The following is a 14540-nucleotide window of genomic DNA, read 5'->3' on the forward strand; positions in this document are numbered from 1 at the left end:
GGGGAAGGAACATCGCTCACCCCGTGCGGCCGAGCACCAGCAGGTGGCGTTCGGCCGGCAGGCCCGGCACCGTCAACTCGTGCGTGCTGCGCAGCGCGAAGCCCGGCGGAATGCCCGGCAGCTCGTCATCCGGCCGCTTGCCTTTCATCGCCAGCCAGATTCCGTCCGGGGCCAGCAGATGACCACCCCAGCCCAGCATGTCGGCGAGGCTGGCAAACGCCCGGGCGGTGACGCAGTCGAACTGGCCTTCGACGTCTTCCACCCGCGACTGTTCGGCACGGACCCCTTCCAGTTTCAGCGAGCGGATCGCCTCGCGCAGGAAGCGCACCTTCTTGCCGTTGGAATCCACCAGCAGGATCTGCCGACCGGGCGCGGCAATCGCCAGCACGATGCCGGGCAGGCCCGGACCGGTGCCGAGATCGGCCAGGGTCCGGCCCTGCACGTACGGCAGGATCGCCAGCGAATCGAGCAGGTGGCGAGTGATCATCTCGTCCGCATCGCGCACCGCGGTGAGGTTGTAGGCCGCGTTCCAGCGCTGCAGCAGGGCCTGGTAGTCGAGCAGGCGCGGCACCGCCTCGGGCGGCAACGACAGGCCAAGCACGGCGATGCCTTGTTCGAGTCGTGCCTGCAGGGCGTCGCGGCTGGTCATCGGTTCACTCGTCACATGGGGCCGCAAAGTATCGACGGCCGCTGCCGCGCTTGCCAGCCCCGCCAAAAGAAAAACCCGCCGTAGCGGGTTCAATACCTGCAAATCCCCTGCGGCGCGAGCGTTCTGGGACGCCCTGGCGCGATCTCCCCGTTCCGGATGACGTGGTTCAGGCGGCGTCCAACTCGACCCGCGTCACCATCATGCCGCGCTCGCGCAGCGCGCTGTTCAAGGACTGCTTCATGCGGGCGCCAAGGTCGCGCCGATCGGTGTCGGCGGCGGCAGGCTCGTTGCGCAGCGCTTCGCGGGCGCCGCGGCGGATCAGCTGGTCGACCTGCTCGAACACCGCGTCCGCCCGCTCCGGCTCCAGCACCTGCCAGTACACGGTACCGCGCACCTCGCCGGCATCCTCCTGCGACGCGTCCAGCCGCAGCGTCTGCCCGGCCAGGTTGATCTTGTGGGCGACCCGATCGAACAACGGCAACACCAGATGCGTCCCCTGCTGCAGCACCCGCACCAGCTTGCCGCGGCGATACAGGCTGTGAACCTGGCCGGCCGGCACATGGCGCACGGCGCTGGCGACCAGCACGGTGGAGACAAGCAGCAGGGTGAGGGCAGCAGTCATCATGGTCTGGAAAAACAGCAAGTTGCCTATCGTTTGTTGAGTAACCGCGATAACTTGAGGATACAGTTGACTGAGTCCACAAAGATTAACCTGCATTTAACGGCGAAACTGAAAATTTAACAAGCGGTCAGGCGGGGGCCGATAACGACGCCGGTCACAGAACCGTCAAGCCGCCGAATACCATGCCTCAATCGTGCCAATCGACGGGCGGCGACGGCATCCGGGCGCAAATCGGTGGGCCGGGCAGGCACCACGGGATCTGCCCGGAGGCACGCTTCGCTGCGCGGCAGACCTGCCGCGGCGCAGCAGAGGTTTCGTTTTACAAGCGCTTTACAATCGGCCATGAAAACGTTTACGTTGGCGCCGCAGTGCGGTTCCCTGTTCGCGGATCGGGTCGACAATGCCAGCAGCAACCATCAAAGACGTAGCGCGCGAGGCCGGTGTATCGGTGGCCTCGGTGTCGCGCGCGCTGAATGGCGGCCGTGGCGTCACCGCCGAGACCGGCCAGCGCATTCTCGAGGCGGCCCAGCGCCTGCGCTACGTGCCGCATGCCGCCGCCCGCATGCTGATTACCCGGCGCACCAACACGGTGGGCGCCCTGCTGCCGGATCTGTACGGCGAATTCTTTTCCGAACTGATTCGCGGCATCGACCTGGCGGCGCGATCGCGCGGCCTGCACCTGCTGGTCTCCAGCTCGCACGATGACGCGGAAGCGGCCGCCGCCGCCCTGCGCGCGATGCAGGGGCGGGTCGACGGCCTGCTGCTGATGTCGCCCCACGCCGATGCTGACTTCCTGCGGCAGAACCTGCCGCAGAATCTTCCCACCGTGCTGATCAACACCCGGCTGTCCGGCGCCGACTACTGCGCCCTGTCGGTCGACAACGACGGCGGCGCGCGGCTGATGGTCGAACACCTGCTGTCGCTGGGTCGCCGGCGCATCGTGTTCATCCAGGGGCCTCCGGGCAACCGCGACGCCACCCAGCGCGAACTCGGCTATCGCGAATCGCTGGCCGGCCATGCACCGGACAGCCCGGTGATGATGCTGCGCGGGGACTTCAGCGAAGAATCCGGGTATCGCGCCGGCCAGCAGGTACTGGCGATGCGGCCGCGGCCGGATGCGGTGTTTGCCGCCAACGACATGATGGCGATCGGCTGCCTGGCGGCCCTGCGCGAGGCCGGCCTGCGCATTCCGCAGGACATCGCCGTGGGCGGCTTCGACGACGTGCCGATGGCGCGCTACGTGACACCGCCGCTGACCACGATCCAGGTGCACATCGCGGAACTGGGCGGGCAGGCGATGGCCCTGCTGGGCGAACAGCTCGACCACCCGGACGACGTGCGCGCGGGCAGCCGGCGACGGGTCGGCGCCGAGCTGGTGGTGCGGGCGTCCAGCGCCGCGCCCTCGGGCTGACACACACCGACATACCGGCGCCGGATCGCGCCGGAAGAAACCGCACCGGGCAGGGGTCGGTGCAATCCAGGCGGGCCGCGGTAACGGTCCGCAGACAACGGCACGGCAACGACGGAAGAGCGTTCCACCACCTTGCAACGATTACGGGAGAGGGTCAGTCATGGTCAATCAACGTACGTTATCCAGGCACATCTCGCTGGCGCTCGCCGGCCTGCTGGTCACCGCATTCGCGCTGCCGGGCGCGCACGCCCAGACCAGCACGGCGATCCTGCGCGGGCACGTCAGCGCACCGCAGGACGCGATGCCCACGGAGGTGGTGGCCACCAATACCGCCAACGGTTTCGTCAGCAAGGCGAGGGTCGGTGCGGACGGCAACTACACCCTGGCCGGACTGAGCCCGGGCAGCTACACCATCGTGGCCAGCGGCAACGGCAGCAGCGCCAGCCGCACCGTCACGGTGCAGGTCGGCCAGGCGCTGAACCTCAACCTGGACGCCGGCGCCGCCGCAGCCGGACCCAGCACCAGCAATGCCACCGAGCTGCAGGGCGTTTCGGTGAACGCCACCACCCTGGTCGAGACGCGCACTTCGGAAGTGGCCACCAACATCAGCCAGAAGCAGATCCAGCAACTGCCGCAGAACGAGCGCAACTTCCTGGATTTCGCCAAGCTGGTGCCGGGCGTGACCACCTCGCGCGACCCCAACTCGAAAAGCTTTTCGTCGGGCGGTCAATCGGCCGAGAATGTAAACGTTTTCATCGACGGCGCCAGCCTGAAGAACAACGTGCTCAAGGGCGGCATCGCCGGCCAGGATTCCACCCGCGGCAACCCGTTCTCGCAGGAGGCGGTGCAGGAATTCCGGGTACTCACCAACAACTACAAGGCCGAGTACGAACAGGCCGGCACCGCGATCATCACCGCGGTGACCAAGTCGGGTACCAACGAATTCCACGGTTCGCTCTACGACTACTTCCAGAACACGTCGATGATCGCGCAGAACTCGTTCGACAAGAAAAACCACGTCAAGAAACCCGAGTACAAGCGCGAACAGCGCGGTTTCACCCTGGGCGGACCGATCATCAAGGACGTGGCGCAGTTCTTCATCAACTACGAGGAGCGCAAGGACACCGCCAACAACACGGTGCAGATCAACGACCCGCGCTTCGCCCAGTACAACGGCACGTTCTCGGCGCCGTTCAACGAGAAGACCTTCTTCGGCAAGTTGAGCTGGCAGCCGAACCACGACAACAACGTCGACCTCAGCCTGACCACGCGCCGCGACAGCGAACAGCTCGGCTTCGGCGGCACCACCGCCTACAGCGCGCGCAGCAACCGCAAGAACAACGTCGACGACCTGCTGCTGAAATGGCAGAAGCGCGGCGACAGCTACACCAATGACCTGCTGCTGGATGCGGGCACGGCGAAATGGCACCCCACCTCGGCCGAATCCGGCACGGTGCGGGCCATCTACGATCCCGGCATCGCGGTGATCGGCGCCGGCGGCGACCTGCAGGACAAGGGCCAGAACCAGCGTACCTTCCGCGACGACTTCACCTGGTTCGGCCTGCCCGACCACACGATCAAGGCGGGCATCAAGTACGCCGCCTACGGCATCACGCTGGAACAGAACAGCGCCACCGTGCCAACCTACTATTTCAGCGAGGACGCGGCCTATCCCGGCGGTTTCAACTCGCCGTACAAGGCGGTGTACGCGCCCAACGGGGCCAGCGCCAACCTGCACACCAACCAGCTCGGCCTGTACGTGCAGGATGACTGGGACATCACCGAACGCCTGCAGTTGAACCTGGGCATCCGCTGGGATTACGAGACCAATGCCCTCAACAAGGACTACGTGACGCCGGCCGAGCAGATTCCCACGCTGGAATACCTGGGCCTGCAGAACTACATCAGCAACGGCCACAACCGCGACGGCTACAAGGGCGCGATCCAGCCCCGCCTGGGCTTCTCGCTGGACGTCAGCAAGGACGGCGACCAGAGCACCACGATCTTCGGCGGTGCCGGCCGTTACTACGACCGCACGCCGTTCGACTGGATCAGCCAGGAGGAGCTGCACTCGCTGGTGCCGAACTACACCTTCCTGTTCAGCCCCGGCGGCGTCACTCCCGGCACCATCGCATGGGACCCGAGCTACCTGACACCGGAAGGCTTGAACGGCCTGCTGGCATCCGGCTCGGCCGGTTTCAGTTCCGAAATCGACGTGATCAACAACAACACCAAGCCGCCGCACACCGACCAGTTCAGTCTGGGCGTGCGCCAGGTGATGGGTGACTGGACCGCCTCGCTGACACTGGCCCGCGTGCTGGGCTACGACCAGTTCACCTGGATCTGGAACCGCCTGCCGGAGCCGGGTTTCGTGCTCGACCAGATGCCCGGCAGCCCGTACGGCGTGGTGCTGCACAACACCGACAAGAAGACCCAGTCCAGCAGCGTGCTGGTCAGCATCGACAAGCCGTACACCGAGGCGTCCGGCTGGGGCGTGGGCCTGGCCTACACCTACCAGCGCGCGCGCCAGCAGGGTGGCGACAACTACTCGCTGGACTACGTCGATCCGGCGGGCTACTTCGCCGACAACGTGGGCGAGAAGCAGCACCTGGTGCTCAACGGCATCGTGCGCGGCCCGTGGGACACCCGCCTGACCGGCATCTTCACCTATGGCTCGGGCCTGCCCTGGGACTACTTCGCCAACGTGCCGGGCTGCGACTACAACTGCATCTTCTACAAGAACGGCAAGTACGGCCAGAAGTACCTCAACCTCGACCTGTCGATCGCCAAGGAATTCCGCTGGGGCGAAAGCCAGGCGCTGGAGCTGCGCTTCGACGTGATGAACGTGTTCAACCGCGACGTCGACAACGGCTACATCAACAACCAGTACAACTGGGGCACGCTGAACCCGAACCCGGACTTCGGCCGCGCCACCAGTGCCGACCCGAACCAGACCCGCCGCTTCCAGATCGGCGCCCGCTACACGTTCTGATCCGCTCGCGGCAAGGCACTACCGATTCAACCGTCCGCCTCGTGAGAACGGACGTCTGGACGCCCACCTGAACCCGCGCCCCCCGCGGGTCCAGGTGGCGTCGCTCACAAGTACGGCAGACCGATCATGACGTTTCCCCACCGGCCCGCATGGCTTGCCTCCCTCCTGCTCGGCCTGGCCCTGGTGCTGGCAGCTCCCGCCAGCCCGGCCTGGCAGGCCCGACCGGACCCCACTCCCGCCACCACCAGCCCGCCCGAAGTGCCGGCGCTGGTCAACGACCTCGAACAGCGCACCTTCCAGTTCTTCTGGGACAGCGCGGACCCGGCCAATGGCCTGGTGCCCGACCACTATCCGGGCGAATCCTTCTCCAGCATCGCCGCGGTCGGCTTCGGCCTGACCGCCTACGGCGTGGGCGTGGAGCGCGGCTACATCACCCGTGAACAGGCGGTGGAGCGCACGTTGGCCACGCTGCGCTTCTTCGACACTGCGCCGCAGGGCGACAGCGAGGACGACGACAGCGGCTACCACGGTTTCTTCTACCACTTCCTCGACATGAAGAGCGGCCGGCGCTTCGCCCGCTGGACCGAGGTGTCCACGGTCGACACCTCGCTGTTGCTGGGCGGCGTGCTGTTCGCGCAGTCGTACTACGACCGCGGCACGCCGGCCGAGCAGGAAATCCGCACGCTGGCCGACCGCATCTACCGGCGGGTCGACTGGCCCTGGGCACAGGTGCGCGCACCGCTGATCAGCATGGGCTGGACGCCGGGCGGCAAGTTCATCCCGCACGACTGGGAAGGCTACAACGAGGCGATGCTGGTCTACGTGCTGGCGCTGGGCTCGCCCACGCATCCGGTGGACGCCGACGCCTGGACGGCATGGACCCGCACCTACGACCGCAGCTGGGGCAGCTTCCACGGCGAGCAACTGCTGAACTTCGGCCCGTTGTTCGGCCATCAGTACAGCCATGTGTGGATCGACTTCCGCGGCATCCGCGATGCCTGGAACCGCCAGCATGACCTCGACTATTTCGAGAACAGCCGCCGCGCGGTGATCGCCCAGAGGAACTACGCGATCGCCAACCCGGGCGGCTGGACCGGCTACGGCCCGAACATGTGGGGGCTCACCGCCAGCAACGGTCCCGGCGGCATCGTCATGGACGGCAAGAGCAAGCGCCAGTTCTACGGCTACACGGCGCGGGGCGCCGGACTGGGCTACCTGGTCGACGATGGCACCCTCGTGCCCACCGCGGTCGCCGGCTCGATCGCGTTCGCGCCCGAGCTGGTGATTCCCGCGCTGGAGGAGATGAAGCACCGCTACGGCAGCGCGATCTACAACCGGCACGGCTTCGTCGACGCCTTCAATCCCAGCTTCCACGTGCAAACGGAGTTGCGCACGGGCAAAGTGCTGCCGATGGGCTGGGTCGACAGCGAGCAGCTGGGCATCGACCAGGGGCCGATCGTGCTGATGATCGAGAACTGGCGCAGCGACTTCGTCTGGAACGTGATGAAGAAGAACCCATACATCCGCAAGGGACTCCAGCGCGCCGGCTTCCAAGGCGGCTGGCTGGCCGCGGAGGCGTCGAAAAAATGAGCTGCCGTGCGCGCCCGTGGCGGCACGCATGGCTGGTGGCGATCGCCTGCTGCAGCGCCCTGCTGGGCAGTTGCACGCAAGCGCCGGACAACCACGAACTGACGTTCTGGACGATCGGCCGCGAAGGCGAAGCCATCGTCAAGTTGCTGCCCGCGTTCGAACGCGCCCACCCGGACGTCCACGTCAGGGTTCAGCAGCTGCCGCTGACCGCCGCGCACCAGAAGCTGCTTACCGCCTTCGCCGGCGATTCCACCCCGGACCTCAGCCAGCTCGGCAACACCTGGTTGCCCGAGCTGGCCGCATTGCACGCGCTGGAGTCCTTGCAGGCGCGGGTCGACCGCTCGCGGGTGATCCAGCCGCGCGACTACTTCGCCAGCATCTGGGCCACCAACGTGATCGACGGCACGCTGTACGGCGTGCCGTGGTACGTCGACACGCGGCTGCTGTTCTATCGCCGCGACCTGTTGCAGGCCGCCGGTTTCGCCGCACCGCCACGCAACTGGGCCGAGTGGCGGCAACAGCTTGCTGCGTTGAGCGATCCCGCCCGTCACCGCTACGGCATCCTGCTGCCGACCAACGAGTACGAGCAGCTGATGTCGCTGGCGCTGCAGCAGGACTACGGCCCGCATCCCGGCGACGGGCTGCTGCGCGACGGCGGCCGCTACGGCAACTTCGAAAGCGCGGGCTTCAGGCGAGCGCTGGCGTTCTACGTCGACACCTTCCGGCTGCGCCAGGCGCCGGCGATCACCAATGTCGAAGCGGGCAACCCGTGGACCGAGTTCGGCCGCGGGGTGTATGCGTTCTACCTGTCCGGCCCGTGGAACATCGGCGAATTCCGCGCGCGCCTGCCGGCAGCGCAGCAGGACGACTGGGCCACCGCGCCCCTGCCCGGCCCGACCGGTTCCGGCATCGGCGTGGCCGGCGGTTCCAGCCTGGTGATCTTCCGTCGCTCCCGGCACAAGGACGCGGCGTGGCAGCTGATCGAGTACCTGTCGCAGCCCGCGGTGCAACGTCAGTTCTACGACCTGCTCGGCGACATGCCGCCCCGGCGCAGTTCGTGGGAGGGCGGCGCCCTGCATGACGACCCCATGGCGCGCGCGTTCCGCCAGCAGCTGGAGCAGGTGCGGCCGGCGCCGGCCGTGCCGGAGTGGGAGCGCATCGCCAACGAGATGCAGCTGGTCGCCGCCGAGGCGATCGCCGGCCGGCTGACGATTGACCAGGCCGCCGCCGAGATGGATCGCCGCGCCGACGCGATCCTGACCAAACGGCGCTGGGTGCTCGACCACGCCCATCCTGACCAGCTCCGTGGGCACACGCCATGAATCCGCAACGCACGGCCTGGCTGTTCCTCGCCCCGGCGCTGCTGGTGCTGGGCGTGTTCTTCCTGCTGCCGGTGCTGGCCGCGCTGCTGCTCAGCCTCACCGACTACGACCTCTACGCGCTGGCCGACATCCGCAACCTGCGCTTCGTGGCGCTGGGCAATTACTGGGCACTGCTGCAGCGGCCGCTGTTCTGGTCGGCGCTGGGACACACGGTGTACTTCGTGGCGGTGGGCGTGCCGTTGTCGCTGGGCGCCTCGCTGGGCGCCGCGATGCTGCTGAACTCGCCGCTGGCACGCTGCAAGCCGTTCTTCCGCACCGCGCTGTTCGCGCCGGTGGTGACCACGGTGGTGGCCACCGCGGTGATCTGGCGCTACCTGTTCAACACCAAATACGGCATGGCGAATCATGTGCTGGGGCTGGTCGGCATCCATCCGGTGGACTGGCTGGGCGATCCGCACTGGGCGATGCCCACGATCATCGCGTTCGCGGTGTGGAAGAACTTCGGCTACAACATGATCATCTTCCTGGCCGGCCTGCAGGCGATCCCGCCGGACCTGTACGAAGCCGCCCGCATCGACGGCGCCTCGCCCTGGCGGCAGTTCCGCCACATCACCCTGCCGATGCTCAAACCCACCATGCTGATGGTGGGCATCCTCACCGTGTCGGGCTACTTCCAGCTGTTCGCCGAACCCTACGTGATGACCGAGGGTGGCCCGCTGCAAAGCACGGTCAGCGTGCTGTACCTGATGTACGACGAAGGCTTCAAGTGGTGGAACCTCGGCTCCGCCTCGGCGGTGGCGTTCCTGCTGTTCCTGATCATGTTCGCGGTGACCGTGCTGATGCTGAAGCTGTCCCGACGCGGAGAACATCCCGATGGAGGGCCGGCATGAATCCGCGGCTGGCCAGGGCGCTGGTCAACGGCCTGCTGATCGGCGTGGCGGCGGTGGCGCTGTTCCCGCTGCTGTGGATGCTGTCGGTGTCGTTCATGGCGCCGGGCGCGGCCAGCGCGCTGCCGCCGCCGCTGCTGCCGCGCCATGCCAGCTGGGACAACTACCGCGAATTGTTCGTGCACGCCGGCATGGGCCGCTACCTGCTCAACAGCCTGCTGGTGGCCGGCACCATCACCGTGCTGTCGCTGGCCTGCAACCTGCTGGCCGGCTACGCCTTCGCCAAGCTGCGCTTCGCCGGGCGCGAGCGGCTGTTCCAGGCCTTGCTGGGTGCGCTGGTGATCCCCGCCCAGGTGGCCATGCTGCCGCTGTTCCTGCTGCTGAAATACATCGGGCTGGTGAACAGCTACGCCGGCGTGGTGGTGCCCGCGCTGGCCACCGTGTTCGGCATCTTTCTGGTGCGCCAGTACGCCCGCGGCATTCCCGACGAACTGCTGGAAGCGGCGCGGATCGACGGCGCCGGCGAGTGGCGGATCTTCGCGCAGATCGTGCTGCCGCTGCTGAAGCCGATCATCGTTACGCTGGCCATCTTCACCTTCCTTGCCGCGTGGAACGACTTCATGTGGCCGCTGATCGTGCTGACCGGGCAGGACCATTACACCTTGCCGATCGGCCTGGCCTCGTTGGCGCGCGAACACTCGCAGGACAGCGAGCTGATGATGGCCGGCTCGGTGGTCACCGTGCTGCCGGTGCTGCTGCTGTTCCTGACGCTGCAGCGCTACTACCTCGAAGGCCTGCTGCTGGGCAGCGTGAAAGGCTGACGATGCGCCGCTGCCTTCCCGCCCTGCTTGCCCTGGTCGCGATCAACCACTTTGCACATGCCGAAGGGGCGTCACGAACCCTCGACGACTTCACCCAGCCGAACGCCTGGCAAGCCATCGCCACCGACGACATCAGCGCATCCCTGCGCCCCACCAGCGGTCCTCACGGCAAGGCGATCTGCCTGGACTTCGACTTCAACGGCGTGTCCGGCGGGCCGAGCCTGCGTCGCACGCTGCCGATCACTTTTCCCGACAACTACGCGCTGTCGTTCGACGTGCGGGGCAACATGCCGCCGAACGACCTGCAACTGAAACTGATCGACGCCAGCGGCGACAACGTGTGGTGGTATCGACAAGAGAACTTCCGGCCGACCGATGCGTGGCAGACGATCACCGCCAGCCGGCGCGACATCGTTTCCGCCTGGGGTCCGGCGCCGGACCGCACGCTGCGCCACACGCAGACGCTGGAATTCACCCTGTATGCGGGGCAGGGCGGTCGCGGCGAATTCTGCGTCGGCAATCTCCGCCTGACACCGCTGCCGTCCGCGCCGGTCGACGAGCCCGCGCCGGCCAGCGTCACCCCGAATGTCCGGCTGATGCAGCAGGCACGCAGCGCACCCCGGGGCATCTATCCCCGCGGCTTCACCGGCGAGCAGAGCTACTGGACCCTGGTCGGCGTGGACGGTGGCGCCAAGCAGTCGGCGCTGCTCTCCGAGGACGGCGCGGCGGAGGTGCGCAAGGGCGGCTGGTCGATCGAGCCGATGCTGCTGGACGGCGATACGCTGATCGACTGGGCCACGGTGAAAGCCACGCAAAGCCTGCAGGAGGGCTACTTGCCGATTCCCACCGTGCACTGGCAGGCCAGCGACCTGCGGCTGGACACCACGGCCTTCGCCAACGGCACGCCGGCTCGCTCGAACCTGCTGCTGCAATACCGCCTGCACAACGACGGCGCGCAACCGCGCACGCTGACGCTGGCCTTGCTGTTGCGACCGTTCCAGGTCAATCCGCCCACCCAGTTCCTCAACACGCCCGGCGGCATCAGCCCGATCCACGACCTCGAGCGGGACGGTCGCGGCGTGCAGGTCAATCGGGCGCTGCGCGTCGTGCCGCTGCAGGCGCCCACCGCGTTTGTCGGCAGTCGCCATGGCGAGCTCACCTTGCCGCAACGGCTGGCCCGCGGCGAGCGGCCGCGCATCACCGCGCTGCACGACGACAGCGGTTACGCCCAAGGCGCGCTGCTGTATCGGCTGACCGTGCCGGCTCACTCGGCCGTGACGCTGGGCCTGGTGGTGCCTTCGGACTCGTCTTCGTTCGCCCCTCCCGCCGACGCCACGCGCTGGCTGCAGCAACAGCGCGACGAGGTGGCGGCCGCATGGCGCGCAAGGCTCGATCGCGTGACCCTGCAATTGCCGGCCGCCCAACAGGCGCTGGTCGACACCGCGCGCAGCGCGCAGGCGCAGATGCTGATCTCGCGCGATGGTCCGGCGCTGCAGCCGGGCACGCGTTCGTACGCGCGCACGTGGATTCGCGACGGCGCGATGATGAGCGAGGCGCTGCTGCGCAGTGGTCACGCCGACGTCGCGGGCGCGTTCGTGCAGTGGTACGCGCCGCACCAGTTCACCACCGGCAAGGTGCCGTGCTGCGTCGATGCGCGCGGTGCCGACCCGGTGGTGGAGAACGACAGTCCCGGCGAACTGCTGTTCGCGATCGCCGAATGGTGGCGCTACAGCCATGACCGTGACGGCCTGCAGCGGCTGTGGCCGCACGTGGACCGCACGGTGGCCTACATGGATCGGCTGCGCGCCAGCGAGCGCACCCCGGCGCAGCAGGGCAGCGCGCGGTACGGCCTGATGCCGGCCTCGATCAGCCACGAAGGCTACTCGGCCAAGCCGATGCATTCGTACTGGGACGACTTCTGGGCGCTGCGCGGCTACGACGATGCGGTCGAGCTGGCACGCGCCCTGGGCAGGCACGACGAGGCGATCCGCTACGCCGCCTCGCGCGATGCCTTCCGCGCCGACCTGCAGGCCTCGATCCTGGCGGCGGTGCACGAACACCGCATCGACTTCATTCCCGGCGCGGCCGAGCTGGGCGACTTCGACGCCACCTCCACCACCATCGCGCTGTCGCCCGGCGGCGCGCAGGACTGGCTGCCGCCAGCGCTGCTGCAACAGACTTTCGAACGCTACTGGCACGGCTTCGTCGCGCGGCGCGACGGCGACAAGCCATGGGATGACTACACTCCGTACGAGTGGCGCAACGTGGCGGCCTTCGTCCGGCTGGGCTGGCGCCAGCGGGTGCCGGCGCTGCTCGATTTCTTCGTGGCGGACCGCCGTCCCGCGGGGTGGAACCAGTGGGCCGAGGTGGTGGGTCGCGACGCGCGCGAGCCGCGCTTCGTGGGCGACATGCCGCATGCGTGGATCGCCTCGGACTTCCTGCGCTCGCTGTACGACCTGTTTGCATGGGAGCGCCGCAGCGACCAGGCGCTGGTGCTGGCCGACGGCATGCCGGTGGACTGGCTGCGCGGCGAAGGCATCGGCATCGCGCACTTGCGCACGCCCTACGGCGAGCTGGGCTATCGCCTGCGCCAACACGACGGACGGCTGGAGCTGTCGCTGCCGGCCGGCAACGCGATGCCGCCCGGCGGCCTGGTGCTGCGCTGGCCGTATGCCGGCCAGCCGCGCGGCACGGCGCGGCTGAATGGCGCGCCGGTGGCGTGGCGGCGCGGCGAGATCGTCATCCGCTCGCTGCCTGCCACGGTGCAGATCGACCCCGCCCGCTGATCCCGACGGCGAAAACCGCTTGACCGCGAGGTTGCCACTACTGTACTAATGCACACAGTACACAAGGTACAGCCAAGCGGAGATCCCTGATGGCCCGAACCCAAGCCCTGCTGATCCAGATCGCCACCGGTGATCCAAGGCCGATCAGCAAGCAGATCGTCGACGGCGTGCGCATGAAGATCGCCACCGGCGAGCTCGCCGTCGGCGCGCAGCTGCCCAGCGTGCGCGGACTGGCACAGCAGCTGACGATCAATCCGAACACCGTGGCCAAGGCCTACGCCGAGCTCACCGGCGACGGCTGGCTGGAGTCGCGCCAGGGCCTGGGCCTGTACGTGGCCACGCCGCGCCGGCGGCTGAGCAATGCCGAACGCGACCGCCGCATGGATGACGCCGTGCAGAACTTCGTGCACGAGGTGGCCGCGCTGGACTATCCGCCCGAGCGCGCGCTGGGCCGGCTGGAACGCGCGCTGCGCGTGCTGGCCCCGAAGAAATCCGCCTGATCCGGAGGCGAGAGACGAGCATGACCGAGCCGACACCTTCCGAGTACGTGATCGAAACCGAAGCGCTGTGCAAGCGCTACGGCAACAAGCTGGCGCTGGACCAGCTGGACCTGCGCATCGCCAGCGGCCGCATCCACGCCATCGTCGGCGCGAATGGCGCGGGCAAGTCCACGCTGTTCCGCATTCTGCTCGGCTTCCTGCCGCCGAGTTCGGGCCAGGCCCGCATCCTCGGCCGCGACAGCCAGCGACTGACACCGAGCGATCGCGGCCGGATCGGCTTCGTCAACGAGGAGCACACGCTGCCGAACTGGATGCGCGTATCCGCGGTGACCGCGATGCAGCGCCACCATTACCCGCGCTGGGACGAGCGTGCGTTCGACGAGGTGATCGGGCACTACCACGTGCTGCCGGAGCAGAAGGTCGGCCAGCTGTCGCGCGGCGAGCGCGCCGGGTTCAACCTCGCGCTGACCCTGGCGCAACGGCCGGAGCTGCTGGTGCTGGACGAGCCGACCCTGGGGCTGGACGTGGTGGCCAAGCGCGCCTTCCTCGAATCGCTGCTGTATTCGAACGCGGCCGGCCAGTGCACGGTGATCTACTGCTCGCACCAGATGGAAGAGGTGGAGCGGGTCGCCGACAACCTGATCATCCTCGAACGCGGCCGGCTGATGAACATGTCGGCACCCGACGATTTCTGCGCACGGGTAACCCACTGGGTGGCGGACATCCCGTTCGCCGGCCCACCCCCGGCCAGCGTACCCGGACTGTTGCAGGTACAGCGCATCGACGGCCTGCACCACTACCTGGTGCTGGACCAGGACGAGGACTTCGCCAGCTTCCTGCAGGCCAGCGGTGCGCGTTCGGTGCAGAGCATGCCGGTGAGCCTGGACCGGGCGGTCAACGGCTTCCTGGCCAAGAACCACGCCGTGCCGGCCGCGGCCTGAGCGCTACCTTTCTTCGAGG

The 14540-nt window shown here is 67.8% G+C and carries 11 protein-coding genes; 9 read left to right on the forward strand and 2 right to left on the reverse strand.

Annotated elements, in window-relative coordinates:
• Positions 1 to 16: 16 nt before the first annotated feature.
• Together rsmG and ABNK63_RS16770 are read right to left on the reverse strand one after the other, a co-directional pair.
• Positions 17 to 649 carry a 16S rRNA (guanine(527)-N(7))-methyltransferase RsmG gene (gene rsmG / locus ABNK63_RS16765; protein ID WP_350016273.1) on the reverse strand — a complete coding sequence of 211 codons (633 nt, stop codon included), beginning with the start codon at positions 647 to 649 and terminating at the stop codon, positions 17 to 19.
• Positions 650 to 815: 166 nt separating this feature from the next.
• Positions 816 to 1271: an SPFH domain-containing protein gene (locus tag ABNK63_RS16770; protein ID WP_040673581.1), complete on the reverse strand. Its 456-nt coding sequence runs from the start codon at positions 1269 to 1271 to the stop codon at positions 816 to 818.
• Positions 1272 to 1671: 400 nt separating this feature from the next.
• Between ABNK63_RS16770 and ABNK63_RS16775 the strand changes: the two genes are divergently transcribed.
• From ABNK63_RS16775 to ABNK63_RS16815, 9 genes are all read left to right on the forward strand, one after another.
• Positions 1672 to 2682 (forward strand): LacI family DNA-binding transcriptional regulator, encoded by a 1011-nt coding sequence (locus tag ABNK63_RS16775; protein ID WP_350016274.1) that lies wholly within the window; start codon positions 1672 to 1674, stop codon positions 2680 to 2682.
• A 160-nt stretch (positions 2683 to 2842) separates the two neighbouring features.
• Positions 2843 to 5674 carry a TonB-dependent receptor gene (locus tag ABNK63_RS16780; RefSeq protein WP_350016275.1) on the forward strand — a complete coding sequence of 944 codons (2832 nt, stop codon included), beginning with the start codon at positions 2843 to 2845 and terminating at the stop codon, positions 5672 to 5674.
• Positions 5675 to 5800: 126 nt separating this feature from the next.
• Positions 5801 to 7264 (forward strand): glucoamylase family protein, encoded by a 1464-nt coding sequence (locus tag ABNK63_RS16785; RefSeq protein ID WP_350016276.1) that lies wholly within the window; start codon positions 5801 to 5803, stop codon positions 7262 to 7264.
• Entirely contained in the window at positions 7261 to 8586 is a 1326-nt protein-coding gene (locus ABNK63_RS16790; RefSeq protein WP_350016277.1) for a sugar ABC transporter substrate-binding protein, read from the forward strand. The genes ABNK63_RS16785 and ABNK63_RS16790 overlap by 4 nt, the downstream gene beginning before the upstream one ends.
• Positions 8583 to 9476 (forward strand): sugar ABC transporter permease, encoded by an 894-nt coding sequence (locus ABNK63_RS16795; protein ID WP_350016278.1) that lies wholly within the window; start codon positions 8583 to 8585, stop codon positions 9474 to 9476. The genes ABNK63_RS16790 and ABNK63_RS16795 overlap by 4 nt, the downstream gene beginning before the upstream one ends.
• Positions 9473 to 10294 carry a carbohydrate ABC transporter permease gene (locus ABNK63_RS16800; RefSeq protein WP_350016279.1) on the forward strand — a complete coding sequence of 274 codons (822 nt, stop codon included), beginning with the start codon at positions 9473 to 9475 and terminating at the stop codon, positions 10292 to 10294. Before ABNK63_RS16795 ends, ABNK63_RS16800 begins: the two co-directional genes overlap by 4 nt.
• Before the next feature lie 2 nt (positions 10295 to 10296).
• On the forward strand, positions 10297 to 13080 hold the full coding sequence (locus tag ABNK63_RS16805; RefSeq protein ID WP_350016280.1) for a discoidin domain-containing protein: 2784 nt from the start codon (positions 10297 to 10299) through the stop codon (positions 13078 to 13080).
• Positions 13081 to 13169: 89 nt separating this feature from the next.
• A complete protein-coding gene (locus ABNK63_RS16810) occupies positions 13170 to 13580 on the forward strand; it encodes a GntR family transcriptional regulator (RefSeq protein WP_350016281.1) in 411 nt (136 codons plus the stop codon).
• Positions 13581 to 13600: 20 nt separating this feature from the next.
• Positions 13601 to 14521, forward strand: a complete 921-nt coding sequence (locus ABNK63_RS16815) for an ABC transporter ATP-binding protein (RefSeq protein ID WP_350016282.1) — start codon at positions 13601 to 13603, stop codon at positions 14519 to 14521.
• The last annotated feature ends 19 nt before the right edge of the window (positions 14522 to 14540 follow it).

Origin of the sequence: Rhodanobacter sp. IGA1.0 (assembly GCF_040208325.1) — a bacterium.
GTDB classification, from domain to species: domain Bacteria; phylum Pseudomonadota; class Gammaproteobacteria; order Xanthomonadales; family Rhodanobacteraceae; genus Rhodanobacter; species Rhodanobacter spathiphylli.